The organism is Streptomyces sp. NPDC007346 (genome assembly GCF_040703535.1).
GTDB lineage: Bacteria > Actinomycetota > Actinomycetes > Streptomycetales > Streptomycetaceae > Streptomyces.
Genome location: NZ_JBEYKR010000007.1, coordinates 16,229 through 42,662 on the forward strand (window position 1 = coordinate 16,229; position 26,434 = coordinate 42,662).

Genomic DNA, 26,434 nt, shown 5'->3' on the forward strand with positions numbered 1-26,434 from the left:
CAGCACATGAGCGACCCGTCCATGACCCGGTCCGCCGTCCCGGGCCCGGAGACGACCGCCCCCACCACGGGTGCGGACACCTCCGCCCCTGTCCCCGTGGTCCTGGCCGGGGCCCGCGGACACGGCCGCTGGCACCTCGCCAACCTGCGCCGGCTCCAGAGCCTGGGCCGGGTCCGGCTGGCCGGGGTCTGCGAGCTGGAGCCGCTGACGACGAAGGAGCTTGCCGATGCCGGCTTCGGCAGCCACGAACTCCCCGAGCAGTCCGCCGACTTCGCATCGCTCCTCGCCGCCACCGGGGCCCGGGTCGCCATCGTCTGCACCCCCATCCAGACCCACACCGACCTGGCCCTGACCGCCGCCGCCCGTGGAGTCCACCTCCTGCTGGAGAAGCCGCCCGCGGCGACCTGGGCCGACTACGCGCGGATGACCGAAGGCGTCGAACAGGCCGGTGTGGCCTGCCAGGTGGGGTTCCAGTCGTTCGGCTCCCACGCCCTGCCCGCCATCCGCGACCTCGTACGCAGCGGAGCCATCGGAACCGTCACCGGCCTCGGCGCCGCCGGGGCGTGGGTCCGCGACGACGCCTACTACCGGCGGGCCCCCTGGGCCGGGCGGCGCAGGCTCGGTACGACGGACGTGGTCGACGGCGTCCTCACCAACCCGCTGGCCCACGCCGTCGCCACGGCGCTCGAACTCGCCTGCGAGGGACGGGCGCAGGACGTGGTGTCCATCGAGACCGAGCTGTTCCGGGCCAACGACATCGAGGCGGACGACACCAGCAGTGTCCGCATCACCACCGCCGACGGGCTGCCCGTCACCGTCGCCGTCACCCTCTGCGCCGAACAGGCCGGGGAGCCGTACGTCCTCGTGCACGGCGAGCGGGGCCGGATCACCTTCTGGTACAAGCAGGACCGCGTCCTGGTCCAGCGCGCCGGGCACGGCCCCGAGGAGACCGTCCACGGCCGGACCGACCTGCTGGAGAACCTCGTCGACCACCTGGAGCACGGCACACCGCTTCTGGTGCCGCCCGCGTGCACGGGGGCGTTCATGCGGGTCGTCGAGGCGGTACGCACGGCCCCCGAGCCCGCCGCGCTGCCGGCCGGCGCCTGGGAGACCCGGTACGACGGGCAGGGCGGCGGCAGTTGGGCGGGCGCCGGGGCCGGTGGCCGTGGCGGGGCGGGCGCCGGGAACGGTGACCGAAGCGGGCCGAGGGGCGAGGGGCGGCGGGTCGTGCCGGGCATCGACGCCCTGGTCGCCGCCGGGGCCGAGTCCCTCAGCCTCTTCTCCGAGCTGGGCGCCCCCTGGGCCCGGGTGAGTGAGGCGACCACCTCATGACCGACCACGCCACGGACCCGTTCCCCGACCTCCCCGCCACCCTCACCTGCGGCACCACCACCGTCGCCCACTACGGGTACGGCCCCGGGGCCCACGACCGCCCCCGCCTCCACCCCGTCACCACCCTCGGCGGCATCACCGTCACCGAGGAGCGCCCCGCCGACCACCTCCACCACCTGGGCGTCTCCGTCGCCGTCCCCGACGTGGCCGGGTACAACTTCTGGGGCGGCCGCACCTTCGTACGGGGCCAGGGCCCCACCGCACTCGACAACCACGGCGTCCAGCGCCACCTCGCCCGCCCCCACCGCAGCCCGGACGGCTTCACCCAGGAGCTGGGCTGGGAGGCGGCGGGTAGGGAACTGCTGCGCGAGCACCGCACGGTCACCGCGACCCGAGTCGACTCCGCCGCCTGGGAGTTGGACCACTCCTTCGTCCTCACCAACCACGGGGACACCGACCTCTCCATCGGCAGCCCCGCCACCAACGGCCGCCCCGGAGCCGGATACGGCGGGTTCTTCTGGCGCGCCCCCAAGGAGGCCGCGCCCCCCGACGTGTTCAGCGCCACGGGCGAGGGCGAGAGCGAGGTCCACGGCGCCACCGCCGACTGGCTGGCCCTCGCCGGGGACGGCTGGACCCTCGTCTTCGTGGGGGCGACCGAGGAGACCCGGCGCGACCCGTGGTTCGTGCGGACCGCCGAGTACCCGGGCGTGGGCTCTTCCCTCGCGGCGCACGAGCGGCTGCCCGTACCCGCCGGGGCCGCCGTCGTACGCCGGGTCATCACGGTCGTCGTCGACGGCAGGCTCGACCGGGAGACCGCGGCCGGGTACGCACGCGGGGCGGTGGCCCGATGAGCGGCAGGGCCCCCGAGGAGGATGCCGTGCACCGCCCCTGGACCGCCGACCTGGGTGACGGCACCTACCGCAACCCCGTCTTGAACGCCGACTGGTCCGACCCCGATGTCGTCCGTGTCGGCGACGACCACTACCTCACCGCGTCCAGCTTCGGCCGGGCCCCCGGGCTGCCGCTCCTGCACTCCCGCGACCTGGTCAACTGGACTGTCGTGGCACACGCGTTGGACCGCCTCGAACCCTCCGCCGACTTCGCCGTCCCCCGTCACGACCGGGGGGTCTGGGCGCCCTCCCTGCGCCACCACGACGGACGGTTCTGGATCTTCTGGGGCGACCCCGACCACGGCATCCAGCAGATCAACTCCCCGCACATCGACGGCCCCTGGAGCGCCCCGCATCTGCTCAAGGCGGGCAAGGGGCTCATCGACGCCTGTCCCCTGTGGGACGAGGAGAGCGGTGAGGCCTACCTCGTGCACGCCTGGGCCAAGTCCCGCTCCGGCATCAAGAACCGCCTCACCGGCCACCGGATGAGCCCGGACGGACGCGAACTCCTGGACCCGGGTACGACGTTGGTGGACGCCGACGCCCTCCCCGGCTGGTTCACCCTCGAAGGCCCCAAGCTCTACCGGCACGACGGATACTTCTGGATCCTCGCCCCGGCCGGGGGAGTGGAGACCGGCTGGCAGGGCGCGTTCCGGTCCCGTGACTTCTTCGGGCCGTACGAGGAACGCGTCGTCCTGGCCCAGGGCCGTACCGACGTCAACGGCCCCCACCAGGGCGGCTGGGTGCGGACGGCGGCGGGGGAGGACTGGTTCCTCCACTTCCAGGCCCGGGGCGCGTACGGGCGGGTCGTCCACCTCCAGCCGATGCGCTGGGACGCGGAGGGCTGGCCCGTCATCGGCGACGCGGGCGAACCCGTCGCCGTACACACCAAGCCGGCCGCCCCCGAGCAGCCGGTGGCGGCGCCCGCCGTCGACGACGACTTCCCCGGCGGCCGGCCCGGCAGGCAGTGGCAGTGGACGGCCAACCCTCGGCCCGACTGGATCACAGCGGACGCGGGGGAGGCCGGGGACCCGGGGCAGGCCGGGGACCTGGGGCAGGCGGGAGACCTGGGGCAGGCGGGAGACCCGGGGCAGACCGGGGACCCGGGGCAGGCCGAAGGTTCGGGGCAGGCCGAGGGTTCGGGGCCCGCGCGGGACGGGCTGCGGCTCAGCTGCGTACGGACGGCGTACGCGCACGATCTGCGGCTGCTGCCCAACGTTCTGGTCCAGCGGCTGCCCGCCGAGGAGTTCACCGTCGAGGTGGATCTCGCGCTGGACAGCGACGAGCCGGGCGCCAAGGCCGGGCTCGCCGTGCTGGGCGACGCCTTCAGCTGGATCGGCCTCGAGGCCGGGGTGGACGGGACGCCCCTCCTCGTCCACCGCTTCGCCGAGGGCGTCGCCGCACACGAACGGGACGCGGCCGAGCCCCGCGCGTCCCCCGGCGGCCGGGCCCGGCTCCGCGTGGAGGTCACGGCGGGAGCCCGCTGCCGGTTCTCCGCCGACACCGGCGACGGGTTCCGGCCCTCGGGCCAGGTCTTCGCCGCCACCCCTTGGCGCTGGGTCGGGGCCCTGCTCGGCCTCTTCGCCACCGCACCGGCCGGGACGGGCCCCGCCGGAGCGGCCCGCTTCACCGCATTCCGCACCACGGACTGACGCACGGACACCCCCCACCGCACTTTCACCTCACCTCACCTCACCTCACCCTCGGAACAACGGACAGAGAAGAGCCGACGATGAACATCTCGAAGACACAGCGGGGGCGTGCCACGGCGGCGGTCTCCCTCACCGCGGTGCTCGCGCTGACGGCCACCGCGTGCGGTGACGGCGGCAGCGGTTCCGGCACCGAAGGCAGCGGAAAGGGCGAGATCACCTTCTGGGACAACAACGGTGGTCCGCGCACCGCGATCTGGACCGAGATCATCAAGGACTTCGAGAAGCAGAACCCGGACATCAAGGTCAAGTACGTCCCGATCCCGATCGCCGACGTCCAGTCCAAGTACGACACCGCCATCGCGGGCGGCGGGCTGCCCGACGTCGGCGGGGTGGGCACGGCCTACCTGGCCAACATCGTGTCGCAGGAGGCCCTGGAGCCGGTCAACAAGCGGCTGGAGGACTCGGCGCTCAAGGGCAAGCTCGTGGAGTCCATGGTCGAGAGCGTCCGCGCGGCGGCCGGCCGGGGCGACGACATCTACTCCGTACCGACGTCCGCCAACAACGGCGTGCTCTGGTACCGCACCGACCTGTTCGACCAGGCCGGGCTCGAAGTCCCCGACACCTGGGCGAAGTTCTACACGGCGGCCGAGAAGCTCACCGACGCGAAGAACAACAAGTTCGGCTACACGATCCGCGGCGGCGCCGGCTCCATCGCCCAGGCGCTCGACGCCGTCTACGGCCAGTCCGGCATCACCGAGTTCTGGAACGGCGACAAGACCACCCTCAACGACCCCAAGAACATCGAGGCGTTGGAGAAGTACGCCGCTCTCTTCAAGAAGACCACGCCCGCGGCCGACGTCAACAACGACTTCACCAAGATGGTGGCCCAGTGGGACACCGGCACGATCGGCATGCTCAGCCACAACCTCGGCTCCTACCAGGACCACCTGAAGGCCCTGGGCGAGGACAAGTTCGCGGGGATACCCGCCCCCATCGGGGACGGCGGCACCCGCGTGCAGGTCTCCAACCCCGTAGACGGCCTCGGCCTCTTCCGGTCGAGCCGGAACAAGACCGCGGCCTGGAAGTTCATCGAGTTCGCCGCCTCCCACGAGTCCAACAGCAAGTGGAACGAGTCGGCGGGCGCCATCCCGGCCAACACCGAAGCGGCGAAGGACCCGTGGATCAACGAGACGGAGTCGACCGCGCTGGCCGCGAAGGCCCTGACCGACGGCTCCACGAAGGTCGTCGACCTGCCGTACTACCTGCCCGACTGGAACAACATCAGCAAGGCCGACAACGAGCCGGAGTTCCAGAAGGTGCTGCTCGGAAAGATCACGGCCAAGGCGTTCCTGGACAGCATGGCCGAGGAGCTGAACGCCGCCAACAAGGAGTGGAAGGAGATCGGCAACGGCTGAGGGCTGACGGCTGACGGCTGACGGAACGCAGCTCACGGCTGACGGCTGATGACTGGCGGCTGGCGGTTGATGGCGGGCAGTTGACGGCTGATCCGGTCGCCGTCCTGTCCGTCCCCGCTCTCCCTGTCTCCGCTCTCCCTGTCCCCGCTTCCTGTCTCCGCTCTTCCTGCCCCTCTGTTCCGCTCCTTCTGTCCGCTCCCGATGACGGGGACCGGCGGCGGTCCGGGTCGCGCTCCGCCGCCGGTTCCTCCCCTGCGCAGGCAGGCACGTACATACGTACGCAGACATGCACGCACGCCCTCCCTCCACGAGAGGCAGCCCTCCGTGTCACTCACCCGCAGACAGACCACCACCGCACTCCTCACCCTGCCCCTCGCCCTCACCGCCGCCCCCGCGCTTGCGCACGGCGGCGGGGGCGGGGGTGGCGGGCCCCGCCCCCGTACGGTTCACATCGCCGGTGACTCCACGGCCGCCGCGAAACACGCCGACGCCGCACCCGAGACGGGCTGGGGCATGGCGCTTCCCTTCTTTCTCGCCGGCCGCATCGGTGTCGCCAACCACGCGGTGAACGGCCGCAGTTCGAAGAGCTTCATCGACGAAGGCCGCCTCGCCGCGCTGCTGTCCGAGGTCCGCCCGGGAGACCTGGTCCTCGTCCAGTTCGGCCACAACGACCAGAAGACCGAGGACCCGGCCCGTGGGACGGACCCGTACACCACCTACCAGGAGCACCTGCGCCAGTACGTGAAGGGCGCCCGCGCACGACGGGCGCAGCCGGTGTTCGTCACCTCGGTCGAGCGCCGCCGGTTCGCCGACGACGGCACCGCCCGGCCGACCCTCGGCGAGTACCCGGCGGCGATGCGCGCCCTGGCGGCCGAGGAGGGCGTCCCGCTGGTCGACGTCCAGGCGCTCTCCCTCGCCCGCTGGCAGGAGCTCGGCCCGGACGGCACCGAGCCGTACTTCCTGTGGCTGGCACCGGGGGAGTCGCCCAACCACCCCGACGGCGCCCAGGACAACACCCACTTCAGGCCGGTCGGCGCCGTGGAGGTGGCCCGGATGACCGCCCGCGCCCTGCTGGCCGGACGCGTGCTCGGCGCCCGCGACCTGCGCCGCCTGGACGACCCGGTCCCGGCGGAGTGGATCACCTGGGACGGCCCGGCCTGACGGTCACCCGCGCTGCTGATCCTCGCCCTCCCCGCCTTTCTTCCCCCCTTCCCCCTTCCCCTCCCTCTTCCTCCCTCGACGACAGAGAAGGATTCGCCATGCCCGCACGCACACGCCACACCCGCACCCGCGCCATCGCCGTGGCCCTGGGCTGCGCCTCGCTGGCCCTCGCCATGAGCGCCCCGGCCCAGGCCACCACCCCGCGCCCGCACCCCCACCCCCACGGCACGGGGATCGAGCGCGCCGTCCTGCCCGCCGGAGACGGCTGGGCCGCCGCAGAGGGCTCCACCACGGGCGGTGCGGACGCCGCCCCCGAGCACGTCTACACCGTGACCAACCGGGCCGAACTCATCGCCGCGTTCGCGGCGGCGGGCGACGCACCGAAGATCGTCAGGATCTCCGGGACCGTCCACGGCAACTCCGACGCCAACGGCACACCGATCGGCTGCGAGCAGTACCAGACCGGCGGCTACACGCTGGAGAAGTACCTCGCCGCCTACGACCCCGAGGTCTGGGGCCGCGACGCGATCCCCTCGGGCCCGCTGGAGGAGGCCCGGGGCGCCTCCGCGAAGCTCCAGGCGGCCGCCGTCAACATCAAGGTCCCCTCCAACACCACCCTGGTCGGCGTGGGCAAGAACCCGAAGATCGTCGGTGCCGGGCTCCAGGTGCGGGACGTCTCCAACGTCATCATCCGCAACATCACCTTCGAGGACACCTACGACTGCTTCCCCCAGTGGGACCCCACGGACGGGGCCGGGGGCGCCTGGAACGCGGAGTACGACAACCTCGTCGTGTACGGCTCCCGCCACGTCTGGGTCGACCACAACACCTTCAGCGACGGCGGCCGCCCCGACGTCGACCAGCCCCACTACTTCGGCCAGGTGTACCAGCAGCACGACGGCCTCTTCGACATCGTGCGCGGCGCCGACCTGGTCACCGTCTCGTGGAACGTCCTCAAGGACCACGACAAGACCATGCTCATCGGCAACAGCGACAGCGCGGGCGCCGACGACCGGGGCAAGCTCCGCGTCACGCTCCACCACAACCTCTTCAAAGACGTCAACGAGCGGGCCCCGCGCGTCCGGTTCGGCCAGGTCGACTCGTACAACAACCACTTCGTCGCGACGACGGGCAGCGCCTACGGCTACACGTACGGCATCGGCGCCGAGTCCCAACTGGTCGCCGAGCACAACGCGTTCACGCTCAACCGGGGCGTGGACCGGGCGACGATCCTGAAGAAGTGGTCGGAGTCCTCGCTCACGGCCGGCGACAACTACGTCAACGGGCGCAAGACCGACCTGATCGCCGTCCACAACGCGGGCGTTCCCGAGGAGCACCTCACCGAGGGCGCCGGCTGGACCCCGAAGCTGCGGACGGCGGTCCACCACCCGCTCCTCGTTCCGGTGCTCGTGGCGCTCAAGGCCGGGGCGGGCAGGGCGACCGGCCACTGACCGAACTGACCGAACTGACCGAGCGCAGAACCCTGTAGGCCCCTGAAACCGGCCGGAGCGGCACCGCATGCTTTCCACCATCCCGGAGAGCGCCGCTCCGGCCTTTCGCCGCTCACCCCGAGGAGGACCCATGCCCAGCAGCCCCACCACGCCCAGCAGGCGCACCGCCCTCACCCTGCTCGCCGGAACGGCCGCCGCCCTCGCCCTCGGCGCCCCGGTCGCCCAGGCCGGGACCGCTCACCGCCCCCACCCCTTCGGCCGCCACGGCTCACCCGCCCGGCGCCGGGACCCCCGCACGCTGTACGTCGACCCGTACGGCCGGGGCGACCACACCGACGTACAGTCCGCCGTGGACGCGACGACCGCCACCAGCGCCGCCGGCACAGGCACGGGCACAGGCACAGGAGCGGGCGCAGGCACAGGCAAGGGCACCGCCACCGGCCGCACCATCGTGATCGCCCCCGGCGTCTACCGGGCGACGGTCCTCATCGGCCCCGCCCACGCGGGGCTCACTCTGATCGGCGCGAGCGGTGACGCCCGGGACACCGTGCTCGTGTACGACAACGCGGCGGGCACACCGACACCCGACGGCACCGGGACCCTGGGCACCAGCGGATCGGCCTCCGTCACCGTCCAGGCGGCCGGGTTCACCGCCCGTGACCTGACGTTCGCCAACGACTGGCTGCGCTCCGACAACCCCGAGTACACGGGCACGCAGGCCGTCGCCATCAAGGTCCAGGGCGACCGGTCGGCGTTCTACCGCTGCCGGTTCCTCGGCCACCAGGACACCCTGTACGCCGACTCCCTCGCCCTCACCGCGTTCGCCCGCCACTACTACCGCGACTGCTACGTGGAGGGTGACGTCGACTTCGTCTTCGGCCGCGCGACCGCCGTCTTCGACCGGTGCCACTTCCGCGCGCTCACCCGCACCGACCTGGCCTCGGCCCCGTACGGCTTCGTCTTCGCACCCAGCACCGCCGGGCCCAACCCGTACGGCTTCCTGGTCCTGCGCTCCCGGGTCACGAGCACCGCCCCGGACGCGTACTACAAGCTGGCCCGCCCCTGGGTGCCGTCGTCGGACCTCACCGCGCGCCCGATGCTGACCGTGCGGGACAGCCACCTCGGCCCGGGGATCGACGCCGTGACCCCGTACGCCACCATGTCCGCGGGCTTCCCCTGGCAGGAGCAGCGCTTCGCCGAGTACCGCAACTCCGGCCCCGGCGCCCGCGTCACCGTCCCCGCGAACCGGCCGCAGCTCGGCGCGGCCGAGGCCCGCGCCCACACACCGGCCCGCTGGCTGGACGCCCGGGACCCGCACCTCCCGGGTACGTGGGGGATGCGGGTCGGGAACGGACGATCGCGGGATGTGGGGGATGTGGGGGATGGGTGGGGCGTGCGGGATGGGCAGGACGTGCGGGGCTAGCCCGCGTAGGTCTCGTACTCGGCGATCTTCGGGGTGCCGGTCGAGCTGGTGATCTCGAAGGTGATCTTGCGCAGGGTGGTGCGGGGGAAGGTGATGGTCCCCGCACCGTTGCCGGAGGTCAGGACCGCTCCGGTGTCGGCGTTCAGGAGCCGCCAGCCCTTGACGGTGCCCGTGGAGCCCGCCGCCTCGCGGATGACGACCGAGGACACGGCGGTGGCGGAGGGCCACTTGATCGAGGCGGAGCCGGTGGTGCCGACGGGCGACCAGTAGGTGTTCAGGTTGCCGTCGCGCAGGTCGCCGTAGCTGGTGCCGGCGGCCTTGCTGGAGCCGTCGGAGCCGGCGCCGATGCTGAGGTTGGTTCCGGTGGGCGGTGCGGGGTCGGTCGGCCCGGGGGTGGGATCGGTCGGCCCCGGAGTCGGGTCGGTCGGTCCCGGGGTCGGGGTCTGCGGGGAGCAGTTGCCGTCGGAGACCTTCAGCCCCGTGCCCGCGCCCGCCGTCCGGCTGACGACGTCCGGCACACAACTGGCCGCGTCCGCGCGGTAGTTGTAGGGGATGCTCACCGTGGTGGTGGACTTCATGTCGGGCCCGGCAGGGTTGGTCTTGCTGCCGGGGCTGGACCAGGTCACGTTGTCGAGCGTGTTGCCGCTGACCTGCCAGTATCCGGCCGCGTCGGTGTAGAAGGTGCCGAGCACGTCCTTGGAGTTCTTGAAGTAGTTGTTCTCCACCTTGGCGCGGGCCCCGGCGCGGGAGTTGATGCCGGAGTCGTTGAGCTTGACGTAGTGGTTGTTGTAGATGTGGGCGATGCCGCCGCGCAGCAGGGGCGCACGGGAGTCGATGTTCTCGTACAGGTTGTGGTGGTAGGTGATGAAGCCGTTGGAGAGCTCGGTCTCGCTCGATCCGACGAGCCCGCCACGGCCGGAGTTGCGCAGGATGCTGTACGAGAGGGTCACGTACTGCGTGTTGTTCTTGAGGTCGAAGAGGCCGTCGTACCCCTGCGACTCCCCGCCCGACGCCTCCAGGGTGGCGTGATCGACCCAGACGTTGCGGACGTCCTTCTCCATGCCGATGGCGTCACCGCCGTTGGAGGTGGGCGAACCGGACTTCTTGACGTTCCGGACGGTCACGTTCTGGATGATGACGTTGCTTGCCTCGCGCAGGTGGATGCCCAGCTGGTCGAAGACAGCCCCCTTGCCGACGCCGACGAGCGTGACGTTGCTGACCTGCTTGATCTCGATCACGTCGGCGGCGGTGTTGCAGCTGCTGCCGGACACCTTGGTGGTGTTGCCGTGGTTGATGGTGCCCTCGACCTCGATGACGATCGGGGTGCTGCTGCTGGCCCGCCCGCACAGGGCCGCGTGGATCTGGGTGCCGGTGGTGGCGCGTACGGTCTGCCCGCCGGCGCCGCCGGTGGTCCCGCCGTTCTGGGTGGCGTACCCGGTGGCGCTGCCGGTCGCCGCCGAGGCCTCGGGCGCCGTCGTCAGCACCACGCCGGTGGCGGCCGCGAGGGCCAGGGTGGCGACGGCGGCCTGCAACCGCCGTGCGACTGGTCGTCTCATGTTCGTCTCCCCATTCGTCTTCGGATGGTGGGTGCGGAAGGGCATGACGCGACCGCGTGAGCTGCATGTCGCGTACATGACATGTGGGAGCGCTCCCCTGGGTGGGGGAGGGGGTTCTCGTGGAAGATAGAAAGCGCTTTCTCACGTGAAGATAGAAGGAGGGGAGTGGCCCTGGCAAGGTCCGTGCAGCGCTTGAATCCCCGCACTGGCCCGATGCGCCCTTTGTGGCGAAGCGGGCCAGTCGGCAGGCGAGTTGGCCGGCCGGCCGGCAGGTCAGTCGGCAGGCCGGTCGGCAGGCGAGTTGGCAGACGAGTTGAGACCCGTGTGCTCCCGCGCGGGGAGATCCCTGTGCTCCCGCGCGGGGAGATCCCTATGCTCCGCGCGGGGAGGCCCCTACGCTCCCGCGCGGTCGCCCACCGGCCGCCTGCGCAGCGGGACCTCGGTCAGTGACGGCGGGGTCCAGACGCCGTCGGGCGGGTAGACGTCCGTCCCCGGGGCCACGATCGCGTCGATGCGGTCGAGGGTCTCGTCGTCCAGGGTCAGCGAGGCGCCCTTCAGCAGGCCCTCCAGCTGGTCCATCGTGCGCGGGCCGATGATCACCGAGGTGACGGCGGGGTGGGCGATGGGGAACGCGACGGCCAGCTGGGGCAGCGTGGTGCCGATGCTGTCGGCGACGGCCACGAGCTGCTCCACGACCTCCAGCTTGGCGGCGGTCAGCGGGGCCGACGGGTCGAAGCGGTGGGGGTGCAGGGCCGCGCGGCCGGCTGACAGGTCGATGGTCCCGCCCTTGCGGTACTTGCCGGTCAGGAAGCCGGATGCCAGGGGGCTCCAGGTGAGGACGCCCATGCCGTAGCGGCGGCAGACCGGGAGGACCGACTTCTCGACGCCCCGGGCGAGGATCGAGTACGGCGGCTGCTCGGTCCTGAACCGGCCCGTCCCCCGCCGCTCGGCGACGACATGGGACTCGACGATCTCCTCCGCCGGGAACGTCGAGCAGCCGAACGTACGGATCTTGCCCGCCCGCACGAGGTCGGTCAGCGCGGAGAGGGTCTCCTCGATGTCCGTCGTGTGGTCGGGGCGGTGGACCTGGTAGAGGTCGATCCAGTCGGTGCCGAGGCGGCGCAGGCTCTCCTCCACCCCCTTGACGATCCAACGCCGGGAATTCCCGCCCCGGTTGGGGTCGTCGCCCATCGGGAAGTGGACCTTCGTGGCGAGGACGACATCGTCGCGACGGCCCTTGAGCGCTTTGCCGACGATGACTTCGGACTCGCCGGAGGAGTACATGTCCGCCGTGTCGACGAAGTTGATGCCCGCGTCGAGGGCGGCGTGGATGACCCGTACGGACGCGTCGTGATCGGGGTTGCCGACCGCGCCGAACATCATGGTGCCGAGGCAGTGCGCGCTTACCTTGATGCCGGTGCCGCCGAGTGTGCGATAGCGCATGGCCGCTCCTTCGTTCCGTGGAACCCTGGCACGTTCGGCCGGGGCCTCGCGGCACTCTAAGAGGTGGAGTGCGCTTCAGGGCAAGCGGTTTCGGAACCGGGCGTACGCCGAAGAGGCCTCACCGCGGCACGCGATGAGGCCCCTTCTCGTTGTGTCCCTACGCCTCAGGTGTGGCTCAGGCGTCGGCCCCCGCCTTGCGGCGGCGCGCGAGGAACATCGCCCCGGCGCCGAGCGCGACGGCGGCGCCGCTCGCCAGGGCCATCTCCGTGGTGGTGTCCGACGAGCCGGTCGCGGCGAGGGTGCCGCTCGTGGTGTTCACCGGAACGCTCGAACCCGAGCCCTGCGGGGTGACCCCGGAGCCGGCGACCGGGGCGCTCGTGCTGGGCGTGGGGGTCGGCTTGGTGACGGGCTTCACGGCCGCCGCCTTGATGTCGAACTCGTTGACGGCGGCGTCGGGCGTCAGACCGCAGGAGCCGTCCTCGTTGAAGTAGTCACCCGCGATGAAGGTGAGGCCCTGCCCGGCCGGGGACTTGGCGTCGACGTCGAGGCGCAGCTTGATGTCGGCGTGGCTGCCCTGCTTCAGCCCGCCGATGGCGTCGATGTAGAGGTCGCCGTCGACGTTCTGCCACTTCGGGGACGCGGCGGTGGACCACGTCAGCTTCAGGTACGTGGCGATGTCCTTGACGCCGGTCTTGTCGGTCGCGTGGACACCCGCGTACGTGAGGACCTGGCCCAGGTCCTTCCCGGTGCCGTTGGACACCCGGACCGAGAAGGTGGTGGAGGTACCGGCGGTGACCGTGGAGGGGAAGCCGGTCACGACCGTGGTGAGGCCCGGCTCGTCCACGCACTCCCCGTCGCCCTGGTCCTCCTCCTCCTTGGCGCGGGCCAGGGCGGCGTCGGCGGCCTTCTTGGCGGCGAGCGCCTCATCCAGGGTCTTCTGCGCCGTGTTGTCCGCCCGCAGCGCGGCGATCCGTGCGTCATCGGCGGCTGTGGCGGCGGCCTTGGCGTCGGCGTCGGCCGTGGTCTTGGCCGTCGCCGCCGTCGCGGCGGCCGCCTCCGCCTCGGAGAGGGCCTTCTGCGCGGTGGTCCTCTCCTCCTCGGTGGCGTCCTCGGTCAGGTCGTCGAGCGCGGTCCGCGCGTCCACGACCGCCTGGTCGGCGGTGTCCTTCGCGGTGGCCGCGTCCTCCGCGGCCTTGCGGGCGGCCTTGGCCGTCACCGCGTGGGGCGCGGTGTCGGAGAACGCCTCCTCCACCGCCTGGTACGCGGCCTCCTTGGCCGCGAGGGCCGTCTCGTACGCCTTCTGCGCCTCGGCCGCCGCCTTTTCGAGCTCCTTGACGGTCGGCTTGGCCTGCGACCGGGCCTGTGCGTCCGCCTGCGCGGCGGGCTGGGTGTCGGCGAACGCGGGGGTGACGGAGAGCATGACGGCGGGCGTCGTCACGGCGACGGCGACGGCCGTGGCGAGAATGCGGCGAATCTTCACATGAGCCCTTTTGATATCGGGACGAAGAACGGGTGGGGCCGCCCCGGCGGTGGAGATCACACGGGTGGCCTGTGGTGATGGTATGGCGGACGTACGAACGTACGGTGGGCATTTCCCGGCCCCGGCGGGCGGGGCGACGCCAACGCCGGCAGACAGAGAGAGCAAAAGGGGGCAGTTGCTCTCCGTTGCTGTGTTTTTCCTGTGACCAACGCCATGGAAAGCCCTCTCGGCCCCTTGCCTGACGGGGCATCACCTACGGCGGTGGCGGCCGTCCCCCGGGGCATCGGGGATCACTCCGGGCCGGGCCGGGCCGGAGCCGGGGCCGGGGCCGGAGGGGAAGGGGGCTGCCACACCTGTGCCGCTCGGATGACGTGCGCACGGCGCAGGTGCGGCACAGCTGCGGCGCAGATACGGCTACAGCGGGCTCGTCCCGTCCGGGTTCAGCTCGCCGCCCGCCCGGAACAGCCGCCTGGCGACGACATGGCCGCGCCCGGCGGCCATCCGGTACCAGGGCTCCGCCGCAGCCGGTCCCTCGCGCTCCTGGAGCAGCCGGCCCAGCTCCCACATCGACTCCACGTCCCCGGCCTTCGCCGCCTGCCGCAGCATCCGCTCCGCCGCCTCCGGCCGCCCCTGGCTCCGCGCGTCCAGGGCGAGCGTGCGCAGCCCTCGTACCGCACGGGCGTCCCCGGCGGCAGCGGCGACGGCCAGCTCCCGCGGGTCCGGAGGGCGGCGGTAGCGCTGGGCGATCAGCAGCAGGACACCGGCCATCCACATGATCCAGCTCAGGTTGATCAGCGTGCTGTTGCCCAGGAACACCCCGGTCAGGCTCAGCGCACCACCTGCGGGCAACAGGAAGAACCCCAGCCCCAGCCCCATCCGCATCCCACGTCCTTTCCCAGGTCGGCTCCCCATGGTCCCTTGCTTCCCCCCTCCCGCGCCCCTCGTACCGGAAGAGAGCCGGAGGGGGGAGTGACAGGACGGAGGGGGGAGTGACAGGGCGGAGGGGACTCGGCGGCGAGCGCGGAAAGGGGTCTCGGATTTCACCGGCCCACGGCTTACGTTGGCCCCTCGTACAGACGACGGAGGTGTCCGATGCGGATCGCCACAACCATCTTCCTCACCGACGAGACGGTGACCCCCGTGCGGCTGGCGCGCGAGCTGGAACAGCGCGGGTTCGCCGGGCTCTACCTGCCCGAACACACCCACATCCCGGTGAGCCGCCGCACCCCGTACCCGGCGGGCGGTGACCTGCCCCGCGAGTACGGCCGCACCCTGGACCCCTTCGTGGCGCTCGGCCAGGTGGCGGCCGTCACCGAACGGATCACGCTCGGCACCGGGATCACCCTGGTCGCCCAGCACGACCCGATCGACCTGGCCAAGCAGGTGGCGACCCTGGACCACCTCTCCGGCGGCCGCTTCACGCTCGGCGTCGGCTACGGCTGGAACGTGGAGGAGGCCGCCGACCACGGGGTCGAGTGGTCCACGCGCCGGGAGCTGACGGGCGACCGGCTGGCGCTGATGCGGGCGCTGTGGTCGGCCGAACCGACGGCGTACGAGGGGGAGTTCGGGTCGGTGCAGGCGAGCTTCGCGTTCCCGAAACCGGTGCGGGCGCCGCGCGGGCCGGTCGCCGGCCCGCGCACGCTGATCGGCGGCGGGGCGGGCCCGAAGCTGTTCGCGGCCATCGCGGAGCACGCCGACGGCTGGCTGCCCATCGGCGGCCGGGGGCTGACGGAGTCCGTCCCGAAGCTGCGGGCGGCCTGGGAGGAGGCGGGCCGCGACCCGAAGGAGCTCCAGGTGGTGCCGTACGCCGTCGTCCCCGCCCCAGGGAAGCTCGCCCACTACGCCGACCTGGGCATCGAGGAGGTCGTGCTCCAGCTGCCCCCGGCCGGCGAGCCGGAGGTGCTGCGGGTCCTGGACGGGTACGCGGCCTACCTCTGAGGCCCCCCGGGGCCCGGCCGCACGGGCCCTGTGCAACCGGGGGCGCCGACAAGGCATCCTTACTCCCGGGGGATCGCATACGTGGGCCCGGCCCGCACGCGCTTTCGTGCGTGCGGGCGGTGGGCCCGCCTGGGTGGGGAGTGGAATGAACAGGCCGTTGCGGCACATAGCCATCTTCTGCGGGCTGCTGGTGCTGGCGCTGCTGCTGCGGGCGAACTGGCTCCAGCAGGTCGACCGTGTGGAGCTGTCCCAGCACGAGCGGAACAATCGGGTCCGGTTCGAGCGGTTCTCCACCCCGCGCGGCGACATCATCGTCGGCGGCAAGGCGATCACCGGCTCGAAGGAGACGGAGAGCAGGGACTACAAGTTCCGGCGGACGTTCAAGGACGGGCCGATGTACGCGCCCGTCACCGGTTACGCCTCCCAGGCCCAGGGCACCTCGCTGCTGGAGCGGACGTACGACAGCGTCCTCAGCGGCCAGGACGACCGCTTCGCCTTCCGGCACGCCAAGGACGTCCTGATGGGGCAGCCGAGGCGCGGCGGCAGCGTGATCACCACGATCGACCCCAAGGCGCAGAAGGCCGGCTACAAGGGGCTGACCGACCTGGGCGCCCGGGGCGCGGTCGTCGCCCTGGACCCGCGCACCGGCAAGGTGCTGGCCCTGGTCTCGACGCCCTCGTACGACCCGGAGGCCTTCGCCGGGATCTCGTTCAAGGAGAGCGACCGCTTCAAGGCGCTCCTCGACGACAAGAGCAAGCCGCTGGTCAACCGCCCGCTGCGCGAGACCTTCCCGCCCGGCTCGACCTTCAAGATCCTCACGGCGGCCGCGGCGCTGGAGCACGGCGTGGTCACGGACGTGGACGCCCCGACGAAGGCGGTCTCGCCGTACCCGCTGCCGCTCTCCACGAACAAGATCGACAGCGAGGCGGGGGACGGCATCTGCGACAAGGCGTCCATGAAGACCGCCATGCAGTACTCCTGCAACAACGTCTTCCTCGACGCTGCCGCCGAGCTGGGCGAGGACCGGATGCGGGAGACGGCGGAGAAGTTCGGCTTCAACGAGGACGTGTACGCGCAGGAGTTCGGCGACATGCTCGCCACGAAGAGCCTCTACCCGGAGAAGCTCGACAAGCCCGGCACGGCCCTGACCGGCATGGGCCAGGGCAGCCTGACGAGCACCCCGATGCAGATGGCGATGGTGACGGCGGCGCTCGCCAACGACGGCAAGCTGATGCAGCCGTACATCGTGGAGGAGCTGAAGGGCCCGGACCTGTCCACGCTGGAGACGAACGAGCCGGCGGAGATGAGCCAGGCCGTCTCGCCCGAGACGGCGAAGAAGGTCCAGGAGATGATGGAGTACACCGCGAAGGAGGGCAGCGCGCAGCGCGCCCTGATCGACGGTGTCACGGTCGGCGGCAAGACGGGCACCGCCCAGCGCGGCGTGAACGTGCGCGACGAGGTCCCGTACGGCTGGTTCGTCAGCTACGGCAAGAAGGACGACGGCCGTTCGGTCGCCGTCGCCGTCTTCATCGACCCGACGGACATGGACATCTCCCGCTCGGACATCTCCGGTGGCCGCCTCGGAGCGCCGATCGCGAAGAAGGTGATGGAGGCGGTGCTGGGGGAGTAGGGGCCTACGGCCGGACTCCTCGGTGAGGTCGGTTGTCCGGCGGGTCTCCTTCACGGGGGCGGTGGTCCGGCGGGTCTTCTCGGCGAGGTCGGTTGTCCGGCCGGTTTCCTGCACGGGGTCGGCCGTCCGATCGGTCTCCTCCGCGAGGTCGGTCGCCCGGCCGGATTCCGCCGCGAGGTCGGTCGCTCGGCCGGTGCCCTTCGCGAGATCGGACCGTGCATTGGCCTAGGCCAGGCCGCACCGGCCCCCGTACTCTCGTCCGTAGCCAGTGGCACACGCCCCCACCCCGGTTGCATACTGGCGCGGGCACCCCCACCGAACTCTGCCCGGAGCAGCCAGGGTGAACTCCCCCACTCGCCGCCTCCAGGAGGCCACGGTGAAAGTTCGCACCAGAAGCTCGGCGATCATCGGCGCTCTCGTCCTCACCGCATCCCTGACCCTGACGGCTCTGACGACGGCGTCGGCGTCGACGGAAGGGCCCACCGCACCGCCCCCGCAGGCCTCGGTCACGCTCACCGAAGTGGCCACGGCCCAGAGCCCGTCGGCCGGTGCGGCCGGCCCGGACGGCAAGGTCTGGATCGCCGAACGGGCAGGCACGGTACGGGTCCTGGGCGACCAGGGCCTCGGCGAACCGGTCCTCGACATCTCCGCCGAGACCACGACCGACGGCGAACGCGGCCTGCTGGGCGTGGCGTTCGACCCGGAGTTCGCGCACTTCTACATCTCGTACACGGACCTCGAAGGCACCAGCACCATCGACGAGTTCGCGGTGGAGGACGGTCAACTCCAGCCGGACACCCGGCGCACGGTCCTCACCCAGGAGCAGCCGTACCCGAACCACAACGGCGGCGACATCAAGTTCGGCCCCGACGGCTACCTCTACATCGCCTTCGGCGACGGCGGTTCGGGCGGCGACCCGCACGGCAACGGCCAGAACCTGGACACCCTGCTCGGCAAGCTGCTCCGGATCGACCCGGGCGGCGGGGAGCCGTACGCCATCCCGGCGGACAACCCGTTCGTGGCGGAGGAGGACGCGCGGGACGAGATATGGGCGTACGGGCTCCGCAACCCGTGGCGGTTCTCTTTCGACGCGGGCACGGGCGACCTGCTCATCGGTGACGTGGGCCAGAGCGAGTGGGAGGAGATCGACTGGGCCCCGGCGGACAGCGAGGGCGGCGAGAACTACGGCTGGTCCTCGATGGAGGGCAACCACCCGTTCCGGGGCGGCACGGAGCCGGCGAACCACGTGCCCCCGGTCCACGAGTACGACCGCAGCGGCCTGGGCTGCTCGGTGACGGGCGGGTTCGTCTACCGGGGCGAGGCGATCGCGGACCTGGCGGGCCAGTACGTCTTCAGCGACTACTGCGACGGCACGCTCCGCACGCTCCGGATCGAGAACGGCGAGGTGACGGACGAGGGCGACCTGGGGGTCCAGGGCGGCGAGGTGATCTCGTTCGTGGAGGCGGGTGACGGGGAGCTGTACGTGCTGGCGATCGGCGGCACGGTCTCCCGCGTGGACCCGGCGTGACGGGCCGGTAGCTCCGGGCCTGGCCGGGCCGACGGCTTCGGGGCGGCAGCTTCGGGGCGGCTCGGCCCGGCTTGGCCTGGCCTGGCCTGGTTCGGTCCTGCCCTGCCTGGCCCGGCCCTGCTTGGTTCGGCTCGACCTGGCCCGGCCTGCCCTGCCCGGCTTGGCGTGCCCGGCTCTGCTTGGCCCGACCCGGCTTGGCTCGGCCCGACCTGGCCCTGCTCGGCCCGACCCGGCTTGGCCCTGCCCGGCCTGGCCCGGCCCGGCCTGGCCCGGCTTGGCCCGGCTTGGCCCGGCTTGGCCCGGCTTGGCCCGGCCCCGCCTGGCCTGGCCCTGCCCGGCTTGGTGTGGCCCTGCCAGGCCTGGCCCGACCCGGCTCAACCGGCCCATCCTGGCTCGTCGGGCACTGACCTGGGTCGGTCGGGCACTGACGAGGGCCGGGCGGGCACCCGGCTTACCCACCCCGGCCCGTCCGGCGTTCGAGGACGGAACCGTTGCCGGGGTGGGCCCGGCGGCCCGGCGGCCCGGTGCTCAGAGGCCCCGCAGGTGCGAGACCCTCGCAAGGCGCCCGCCCTCAGTCCTGCTCCCGCTCCCGGAGCCGCCCCCGCTCCCGGACCCGGCCCCCACCCGCCCGCTTCCGTCCTCGGAGGCCGGACGGGCCGGGGGACGGCGGCCCGCCTCACCCCCCACCGCGTCCACCACCCCCGCAAGCTCCGTCAACGCGTCGACCCGGAAGTCAGCCGTCCCCACCACGTCCGGATGCTCCGCCCACCAGTGCCCGTACGGCCCCCGCCGCAGATGCGCCGTCCGCAGCCCCGCCGCGGCCGCCGGGAACAGGTCGTCCGCCGGGTGGTCGCCCACGTACAGCGTCGCGGCCGGCTCGGCCCCGGACACCTCCACCACCCGCGCGAAGAAGGCCGGGTCCGGCTTCCGTACGCCCCACTCGTCCGAGGTCACCACCAGGTCCGCGGGCAGGTCGAGCGCCCGCAGCAGTTCCCCGGCCCGTACCGTCCCGTTCCCCGCCACGACGACCCGCACCCCCGCCGCCCGCAGCTCCGCGAGCGCCGGCCGCACGTCCGGGTAGAGGTCCGACTCGTCGAGGTGCTCACCGCGCCCGGCGGCCACGCGGGCGAGGTAGGCCTCGTCGACGTCCATGTCCGGCCGCAGCACCCGCAGCGCGTCCGTGGCGTCGCGCCCCTGGGCGACGGCCGCGCCCACCAGCGCGCTGAGCGTGTGCGCGGGGACGCCGAGCCAGTTGGCCCAGGACGCCCAGTGGCGGTCGTCGCGTACGAGGGTTTCGCCGATGCCGAGGACGATCGTTTCCATCACCGTGCCGACACTAGGCGTGAGGACGCCGTGTCACGGCTCTCATTCGGTGAGTCGGCCCGCACGAGTGAAGGCGTCGGAGGTGCGGGCCCCAGCTCGGGGCGCCCTCGGCCTCCGGCGCCCCTGCCCTTCGGCGCCCCGGCCCCGGGCTCCCCGACCTCTGGCGCCCCCGGCCCGCGACGCCCCCGCCCCTCCGGCGCCCGCTCTCCGGCGCCCGCCCTCCGGGACCCAGGCCCGCGATGCCTCCGCCCTCCGGCACCCCAGGCCCTCCGGCACCCCCACCCTCCGAGGCCCGGCTCCCGGCGCCCCGCCCTCCGGCGCCCGCCCGCCGAGACCCCGGCCCCCGGGACCCAGGCCTCCGGCACCCCCGCCCTCCGAGGCCCGGCCCTCGGCGCCCGCCCTCCGGTACCCCAGGCCCTCCGGCGCCCCCACCCTCCGAGACCCGACCCCCCCCAGCGCCCCGCCCCCGGCGAGCGCCCCCGCAAGCCCCCGCGAGAACACCGCAAGCCCTCCCAAGCCCCCGCAAGCCCCCGCGACCACCACCCTGCGGCGATCCGCTCCGGCAATCCACCCGAGGCCCTGGCCCGGCGCGCGCGCCTCGCTCGTATGCTCGGTTCATGACCGATCCTCAGAGCGGACGCCCCACCTCCAACGCCATGCGGCGCGCGCTCAAACGTGCCCGTGACGGTGTCGCCCTCGATGCCACCGAGGCCGCCGTCCTGCTCCAGGCGCGCGGCGACGACCTGAGAGATCTCGCGGCGTCCGCCGCCCGCGTCCGGGACGCGGGCCTGGAAGCGGCGGGCCGGCCGGGCGTGATCACGTACTCGCGCAAGGTCTTCATCCCGCTCACCCGCCTCTGCCGTGACAAGTGCCACTACTGCACCTTCGTCACCGTCCCCGGCAAGCTCCGCCGCGCGGGCCACGGGATGTTCCTGTCCCCGGACGAGGTGCTGGCCATCGCCCGTGAGGGTGCGGCGATGGGCTGCAAGGAGGCGCTGTTCACCCTCGGCGACCGCCCCGAGGACCGCTGGCCCGAGGCGCGGGAGTGGCTGGAGGCGGAGGGGTACGACGACACCCTCGCGTACGTACGTGCCATGGCGATCCGGGTCCTGGAAGAGACGGGCCTGCTGCCCCACCTCAACCCGGGCGTGATGACCTGGACCGACCTCCAGCGGCTGAAGCCGGTGGCCCCCTCCATGGGGATGATGCTGGAGACGACGGCCACCCGCCTGTGGTCCGAGCCGGGCGGCCCGCACCACGGCTCCCCGGACAAGGAGCCGGCCGTACGGCTGCGCGTGCTCGAGGACGCGGGCCGTTCCAACGTGCCGTTCACCACCGGCATCCTGATCGGCATCGGCGAGTCGTACGAGGAGCGCGCCGACTCCCTCTTCGAGCTGCGCAAGACGGCCCGCGCCTACCACGGCATCCAGGAAGTCATCGTCCAGAACTTCCGGGCCAAGCCGGACACGGCGATGCGCGGGATGCCCGACGCGGAGCTGGAGGAGCTGGCCGCCGCCATCGCGGTCGCCCGCCACATCCTCGGCCCCTCGGCCCGCATCCAGGCCCCGCCGAACCTGGTGGACGCCGAGTACGCGCTGCTCATCGGCGCGGGCATCGACGACTGGGGCGGCGTCTCCCCCCTCACCCCCGACCACGTCAACCCCGAACGCCCCTGGCCCCACATCGACGAACTGGCCCGGAAGACAGCGGACTCGGGCTTCCAGCTCCGCGAACGCCTCACCATCTACCCGGAGTTCATCCAGCGCGGCGAGCCCTGGCTCGACCCCCGCCTCCTCCCGCACGTCCGAGCCCTGGCCGACCCGGAGACGGGCCTCGCCCGCGAGGGGGCCCTCCCCACCGGCCTGCCCTGGCAGGAGCCGGACGAGGGCTTCAACGCCTCGGGCCGCACCGACCTGCACGTCACCATCGACACCGAGGGCCGCACCGGCGACCGCCGTGACGACTTCGACGAGGTGTACGGGGACTGGGAGGCGCTCCGCGAGGCGGCGGCCCCCGGCATGGTCCCCTCCCGTATCGACGCCGACGTACGCCAGGCCCTGAGCCAGGCCGCCGACGACCCGACGAAGCTCATCGACGACCAGGCTCTCGCCCTGCTCCACGCGGACGGCCCGGCGCTGGACGAGCTGTGCCGGATCGCGGACGCGCTGCGCCGGGACGTGGTCGGCGACGACGTCACGTACATCGTCACGCGGAACATCAACTTCACCAACGTCTGCTACACCGGCTGCCGCTTCTGCGCCTTCGCCCAGCGCCGCACGGACGCCGACGCGTACACGCTCTCCCTGGACCAGGTCGCGGACCGGGCGGCCCAGGCGTGGGACGTGGGCGCGGTCGAGGTCTGCATGCAGGGCGGCATCCACCCGGACCTGCCCGGGACGGCGTACTTCGACATCGCACGGGCGGTGAAGGAACGGGTCCCCGGCATGCACGTGCACGCGTTCTCGCCCATGGAGGTCGTCAACGGGGCGACCCGCACGGGCATGTCGATCCGCGACTGGCTGACGGCCGCCAAGGAGGCGGGACTCGACTCGATCCCCGGTACGGCGGCGGAGATCCTGGACGACGAGGTCCGCTGGGTCCTCACCAAGGGCAAGCTGCCCACGGCCACCTGGCTGGAGGTCATCAGGACGGCACACGAGGTGGGCCTGCGCTCGTCCTCCACGATGATGTACGGCCACGTGGACCAGCCGCGCCACTGGCTGGGCCACTTCCGCACGCTCGCCCGACTCCAGCAGGAGACAGGCGGGTTGACGGAGTTCGTCACGCTCCCCTTCATCCACACCAACGCCCCGGTCTACCTGGCTGGCATCGCCCGTCCGGGCCCGACCGACCGCGACAACCGGGCGGTCACCGCGATGGCGCGGCTCCTGCTCCACCCGCACATCACCAACATCCAGACGAGCTGGGTGAAGCTCGGCACGGAGGGCGCGGCGGAGATGCTCCGCTCGGGCGCGAACGACCTGGGCGGCACGCTGATGGAGGAGACCATCTCCCGTATGGCGGGGTCGAGTTACGGCTCGTACCGCTCGATCCAGGACCTGAAGGCCATCGCCGAACTGGCAGGCCGCCCGTCCCGCCCCCGTACGACGCTGTACGGCGAGGTCCCGGCCGAACGCGTCGCGGCGGCCACGGCCTCGGACGGCCACCTGCCGGAACTGCTGCCGGTGGTGCCCAGTTGAGAGGGGGCGGAGGGGCGGAGGGGCTGAGAGGCTGAGAGGCGCCGACGCGCCAGTGGCTTCGCCCTTCAGCGCGCCGGCGCCGGTCCAGGCCGCCGCCGGGCGGGGGAGGGCGGGCCCCGCCCAACCGACCGTAGGGGCGCCGCTCAGCCGAGCGTAGGGGCGCCGCCCGGCAGCCGGTCCGCCTCGCAGGTGTCGATGCGCGGCGCCACGGACCGGGCCGCGTCGGCGGTGAGGCCGGCCACCCGTTCCATCGTCGCGCGGTCCTTCAGCGGCTGATCGGACCCGCCCAGCCCTGTCGTCACCCGTACGAGATGGTCGCCCTCCGGAGCACGGCAGTCCAGGAAGAGGTAGATCGCGCCGGGCGTCGCATACCCGCTGGCCTCGCCCAGGTGGATCGCGGTGTTGCCGGGCCGCTCGATCTCCTCGGCGATCTTCGTCCGCACGGAATCGGACGGGTGCAGGATCAAGGAGTGAACGATCTGGACGGTCCGTCCGCCGCCGGTCAGGGTGCACCGCCCCTGCACGGTGGCGGCGCCGCTGCCGCGATACCCGTACAGCTCCTCCTTGAAGCCTTCCCCCTGCTCCGGCAGGAGAGGCCGGACCGCGCTGCCGGGAAGGGAGCCGTCGCACACCCGGGCCGGCACGGCCACGGAGGCCTCACCGGACGACCGGAACGCCCAGAAGCCGAGGCCTGCCAGAAGGACCACGATCAGGAGCGCCGTGGCGAGCAGAACGCGTCGCCTGTTTCCGGCCGCCGGGGTGGGACTGTCGTTCCGCATGATGCCTTTCCTGCCGACTACTGACGGCCCTGGCCGTAGCTGTCCTTGACCTGGCCCGCGGCGTTGCCGGCCATGGTTTTGGCTTCCGGTTCGGATACTCCGGCCTGGATAGCTGCCGTGTAGGTCGCGTCGTAGACGGCACTGGAGGAGGAGGCCCGCTGTGAGGAGAGGAATTTGTCGCGCTCCGCCTGCGCTTCGTCGCTGGAGTCACGTGTGTAGTTCTCCACCACGGCTTCCCGGATGTCCTCGATCACCCAACCTGCGGCGTCCCCGACCACCGGGATGCGGCCGAGCCCGGTATCGATGGCCCGGCCGGCCCACTTGTCCGCTGTCGCGAGCCCTTCGTTGAACTCGGCGTCCGCCGCGATCTTGTCGTCGTAGACGGCCTGTGTGCGGGATTCCGCCATGATGCCGGCGATCTCCCCTCCGGGCACCACCCGGAGGTTCACCTCTTCGGGGAGGGTGTTGGGGTACTTCTCCTTGTCGTGGAAGGCCTCGTTGACGAGTTCGGTGGTCACGGCCTGCTGTGACGTGATGATGGCACCGTAGGCGTCGGGGTCCTTCCCCACAGCACCCAGGAAGGTCTGCAGTTCGTTGTCGCGAGCGAGGTCCATGAGGTTGGCGTTCTTGCCGTACGTCGTGATGTCGCCGCCGTTGTCGAGCGCATCCTGAACGTCCCGCATGTACTCCGCCGTGATGTTCCCGAGGCTGTCGTTGAGGGGCGACTCGTCCAGGCGGTCGGGGTTCTTCCCGTACTCGGCGACGATCCGGTTGACGAGCTCCGCGCTGCCGGACGAGTGCTTGGGCGGGGTGGCGTCCGAGTCGTACGGGACGCCGATCGTCGCCGATTCCAGGGCGTGGCCCAACGCGTCGTGGCCGAGAGGGCTTCCGTCATCCGCCGGGGGCCACTCGCGGGCGTTGTCGCCCTTGGCCACCAGGTAGTCCCAGTTGTCGAGGTCCTTGCCGTCCGCCTTCGTGGAGTCGTTGAAGAAGTCGAGCGATGCCTGCGGGTTGTGCCCCAGGCTCTCCATGAACCCGACGAAGGGGTCGTTGCGCTCGGCGGACGGCGGATAGTTCAGGTCGGTCGTGTCCCGCCAGAGGTACTTCGGTTCCGCGCGGAACTCGCGCTCGTACTCGATCAGCGCCGAGCCGTAGTCGTTGAGGAACTCGTCGTCGAACCTGCCCTTGCCCATCAGGCTGCTCATCACCTGGAAACCGCTGGGCCCCATGGGCAGGCCCTGGATGGGGAACGGTTTGTCGCCCGCGGCGATCACGTCCCGCTTCCAGGTCTCCATGGCGGGGCTGTCGCTGTGGGAGGCGGTGGCGAGGGTCATGCTCAGGCTGTCCTGGACCTGCGCGAGCACCTTGGCCCGTTCGCCGTCCACCGCTCCGCCCGGTGGGGCGGCGAGATCCCGCCAGAACTGGAGCGTTCCGTCCGCCCCCAGCGTGGTGGCGAAGCGTTCGGCGAAGCCCGGGTTGTCGCGCTGGTTGCGCAGCGTCTCGTTGAAGCGCTCGACGTCCTTGTCGCTCCACTCCCCGGGGTCGCTCTCCTTCACCTTCTTCGCCCAGTAGTCGGCGTCGGCCTTGCCCTGCTGGTCGTCGGCCTCCTTCAGGCCGCCGGGGCCGTCGCCGGAGAAGTCGTGCTTGTTCTTGGCGAGGGCGCGCAGGGCCCGTGCGGCGATGCGGTCGGTCTCGCTCGCCTCCCACAGGACCCGCTTGATCCGGCGTTCCGCGGCGGCCAGTTCCTCTTCGGTGGGCTTGCGGATGTCCGCGTTGCCCGCCGCCGCCCCCGAAGGCAGGGAGGCGACGGCGCCGCCCCGGGCGTTGATGTAGATGTTCTGCTTGGCGACGTCGTCGACGATCGTCCTGAGTGCGGCCTTGTGCCTCTTGAACTCGGCGCTGGCGTCGCGCAGGATGCCGAGGACACTCTGCGCCTGGGCCGCCACGTCCTGGAACTCGACCGCCGTCTTGGTGACGAAGGCCTTGGTGACGGTGGCGTTGATGCCGCTCCAGTCGGCGGCCTTGGCCTCCGTCTCCAGCCTCTTGGCGTTCACTCCGCCGCCTCCGCCCGTGGAGAGCGTCTTGAGGCGCGCGGACATGGTCTCCCAGTCCGTCACCGCCGTGTCCAGCGCGCCCAGGCGCAGATCTGTCAGCTCCTGCACGGTCATCGTTGTGGTCGCCATGCGCTGCCGAGCCCCCGTGTGCCGTTCGATGGTGGATCTTCTCTGACTGC

Annotated in this window: 18 protein-coding genes; 11 read left to right on the forward strand and 7 right to left on the reverse strand. The window is 72.1% G+C overall.

Going from position 1 to position 26,434, the window contains the following annotated elements:
• Positions 1–21 precede the first annotated feature (21 nt).
• The 7 genes from AB0917_RS03940 (at position 22) to AB0917_RS03970 (ending at position 9,324) form a co-directional block, all read left to right on the forward strand.
• Positions 22–1,332, forward strand: a complete 1,311-nt coding sequence (locus AB0917_RS03940; RefSeq protein WP_366817925.1) for a Gfo/Idh/MocA family oxidoreductase — start codon at positions 22–24, stop codon at positions 1,330–1,332.
• Entirely contained in the window at positions 1,329–2,183 is an 855-nt protein-coding gene (locus tag AB0917_RS03945; protein ID WP_366817860.1) for a PmoA family protein, read from the forward strand. The genes AB0917_RS03940 and AB0917_RS03945 overlap by 4 nt, the downstream gene beginning before the upstream one ends.
• A 26-nt stretch (positions 2,184–2,209) precedes the next feature.
• Positions 2,210–3,874: a family 43 glycosylhydrolase gene (locus AB0917_RS03950; protein ID WP_366817926.1), complete on the forward strand. Its 1,665-nt coding sequence runs from the start codon at positions 2,210–2,212 to the stop codon at positions 3,872–3,874.
• An 80-nt stretch (positions 3,875–3,954) separates the two neighbouring features.
• Complete coding sequence (locus AB0917_RS03955; RefSeq protein WP_366817861.1) at positions 3,955–5,289, forward strand: sugar ABC transporter substrate-binding protein; 1,335 nt, start codon at positions 3,955–3,957, stop codon at positions 5,287–5,289.
• Positions 5,290–5,613: 324 nt separating this feature from the next.
• Positions 5,614–6,450 (forward strand): rhamnogalacturonan acetylesterase, encoded by an 837-nt coding sequence (locus tag AB0917_RS03960; RefSeq protein WP_366817863.1) that lies wholly within the window; start codon positions 5,614–5,616, stop codon positions 6,448–6,450.
• Positions 6,451–6,548: 98 nt separating this feature from the next.
• Positions 6,549–7,901 (forward strand): pectate lyase, encoded by a 1,353-nt coding sequence (locus AB0917_RS03965; RefSeq protein WP_366817864.1) that lies wholly within the window; start codon positions 6,549–6,551, stop codon positions 7,899–7,901.
• 130 nt (positions 7,902–8,031) lie between these two features.
• Positions 8,032–9,324, forward strand: a complete 1,293-nt coding sequence (locus tag AB0917_RS03970; RefSeq protein ID WP_366817865.1) for a pectinesterase family protein — start codon at positions 8,032–8,034, stop codon at positions 9,322–9,324.
• Here AB0917_RS03970 and AB0917_RS03975 read toward each other — a convergent pair.
• The 4 genes from AB0917_RS03975 to AB0917_RS03990 form a co-directional block, all read right to left on the reverse strand.
• Positions 9,321–10,880 carry a pectate lyase gene (locus tag AB0917_RS03975; protein ID WP_366817867.1) on the reverse strand — a complete coding sequence of 520 codons (1,560 nt, stop codon included), beginning with the start codon at positions 10,878–10,880 and terminating at the stop codon, positions 9,321–9,323. The genes AB0917_RS03970 and AB0917_RS03975 overlap by 4 nt on opposite strands.
• A gap of 393 nt (positions 10,881–11,273) precedes the next feature.
• Complete coding sequence (locus AB0917_RS03980; RefSeq protein WP_366817868.1) at positions 11,274–12,323, reverse strand: aldo/keto reductase; 1,050 nt, start codon at positions 12,321–12,323, stop codon at positions 11,274–11,276.
• A 175-nt stretch (positions 12,324–12,498) separates the two neighbouring features.
• Complete coding sequence (locus AB0917_RS03985; RefSeq protein ID WP_366817869.1) at positions 12,499–13,803, reverse strand: peptidase; 1,305 nt, start codon at positions 13,801–13,803, stop codon at positions 12,499–12,501.
• Between the two features lie 414 nt (positions 13,804–14,217).
• Complete coding sequence (locus AB0917_RS03990) at positions 14,218–14,679, reverse strand: sel1 repeat family protein (RefSeq protein WP_366817927.1); 462 nt, start codon at positions 14,677–14,679, stop codon at positions 14,218–14,220.
• A 216-nt stretch (positions 14,680–14,895) separates the two neighbouring features.
• Between AB0917_RS03990 and AB0917_RS03995 the strand changes: the two genes are divergently transcribed.
• From AB0917_RS03995 to AB0917_RS04005, 3 genes are all read left to right on the forward strand, one after another.
• Positions 14,896–15,741: an LLM class F420-dependent oxidoreductase gene (locus tag AB0917_RS03995; RefSeq protein ID WP_366817870.1), complete on the forward strand. Its 846-nt coding sequence runs from the start codon at positions 14,896–14,898 to the stop codon at positions 15,739–15,741.
• 145 nt (positions 15,742–15,886) lie between these two features.
• The gene (locus tag AB0917_RS04000) at positions 15,887–17,371 is read left to right on the forward strand and encodes a penicillin-binding protein 2 (RefSeq protein WP_366817871.1); all 1,485 of its coding nucleotides are present in this window, start codon (positions 15,887–15,889) and stop codon (positions 17,369–17,371) included.
• Positions 17,372–17,747: 376 nt separating this feature from the next.
• Entirely contained in the window at positions 17,748–18,899 is a 1,152-nt protein-coding gene (locus AB0917_RS04005) for a PQQ-dependent sugar dehydrogenase (protein ID WP_366817872.1), read from the forward strand.
• A gap of 528 nt (positions 18,900–19,427) precedes the next feature.
• Here AB0917_RS04005 and AB0917_RS04010 read toward each other — a convergent pair.
• On the reverse strand, positions 19,428–20,222 hold the full coding sequence (locus AB0917_RS04010; protein ID WP_366817928.1) for an HAD family hydrolase: 795 nt from the start codon (positions 20,220–20,222) through the stop codon (positions 19,428–19,430).
• A 617-nt stretch (positions 20,223–20,839) separates the two neighbouring features.
• Here AB0917_RS04010 and AB0917_RS04015 point away from each other — a divergent pair.
• Positions 20,840–23,422: a bifunctional FO biosynthesis protein CofGH gene (locus tag AB0917_RS04015; protein ID WP_366817873.1), complete on the forward strand. Its 2,583-nt coding sequence runs from the start codon at positions 20,840–20,842 to the stop codon at positions 23,420–23,422.
• A gap of 143 nt (positions 23,423–23,565) precedes the next feature.
• Here the strand turns inward: AB0917_RS04015 and AB0917_RS04020 are convergent, their stop codons facing one another.
• Positions 23,566–24,201 (reverse strand): hypothetical protein, encoded by a 636-nt coding sequence (locus AB0917_RS04020; protein WP_366817874.1) that lies wholly within the window; start codon positions 24,199–24,201, stop codon positions 23,566–23,568.
• Between the two features lie 17 nt (positions 24,202–24,218).
• Complete coding sequence (locus AB0917_RS04025; protein ID WP_366817875.1) at positions 24,219–26,384, reverse strand: DUF6571 family protein; 2,166 nt, start codon at positions 26,382–26,384, stop codon at positions 24,219–24,221.
• Between the last annotated feature and the right edge of the window lie 50 nt (positions 26,385–26,434).

Bases quoted from the DNA above. Each gene is read 5' to 3' on its own strand.
- AB0917_RS03940 (WP_366817925.1), top strand. From the start codon at position 22: ATGACCCGGTCCGCCGTCCCGGGCCCGGAGACGACCGCCCCCACCACG.
- AB0917_RS03945 (WP_366817860.1), top strand. From the start codon at position 1,329: ATGACCGACCACGCCACGGACCCGTTCCCCGACCTCCCCGCCACCCTC.
- AB0917_RS03955 (WP_366817861.1), top strand. From the start codon at position 3,955: ATGAACATCTCGAAGACACAGCGGGGGCGTGCCACGGCGGCGGTCTCC.
- AB0917_RS03965 (WP_366817864.1), top strand. From the start codon at position 6,549: ATGCCCGCACGCACACGCCACACCCGCACCCGCGCCATCGCCGTGGCC.
- AB0917_RS03970 (WP_366817865.1), top strand. From the start codon at position 8,032: ATGCCCAGCAGCCCCACCACGCCCAGCAGGCGCACCGCCCTCACCCTG.
- AB0917_RS03975 (WP_366817867.1), bottom strand. From the start codon at position 10,880: ATGAGACGACCAGTCGCACGGCGGTTGCAGGCCGCCGTCGCCACCCTG.
- AB0917_RS03980 (WP_366817868.1), bottom strand. From the start codon at position 12,323: ATGCGCTATCGCACACTCGGCGGCACCGGCATCAAGGTAAGCGCGCAC.
- AB0917_RS03990 (WP_366817927.1), bottom strand. From the start codon at position 14,679: ATGGGGCTGGGGCTGGGGTTCTTCCTGTTGCCCGCAGGTGGTGCGCTG.
- AB0917_RS03995 (WP_366817870.1), top strand. From the start codon at position 14,896: ATGCGGATCGCCACAACCATCTTCCTCACCGACGAGACGGTGACCCCC.
- AB0917_RS04000 (WP_366817871.1), top strand. From the start codon at position 15,887: ATGAACAGGCCGTTGCGGCACATAGCCATCTTCTGCGGGCTGCTGGTG.
- AB0917_RS04010 (WP_366817928.1), bottom strand. From the start codon at position 20,222: ATGGAAACGATCGTCCTCGGCATCGGCGAAACCCTCGTACGCGACGAC.
- AB0917_RS04015 (WP_366817873.1), top strand. From the start codon at position 20,840: ATGACCGATCCTCAGAGCGGACGCCCCACCTCCAACGCCATGCGGCGC.
- AB0917_RS04020 (WP_366817874.1), bottom strand. From the start codon at position 24,201: ATGCGGAACGACAGTCCCACCCCGGCGGCCGGAAACAGGCGACGCGTT.
- AB0917_RS04025 (WP_366817875.1), bottom strand. From the start codon at position 26,384: ATGGCGACCACAACGATGACCGTGCAGGAGCTGACAGATCTGCGCCTG.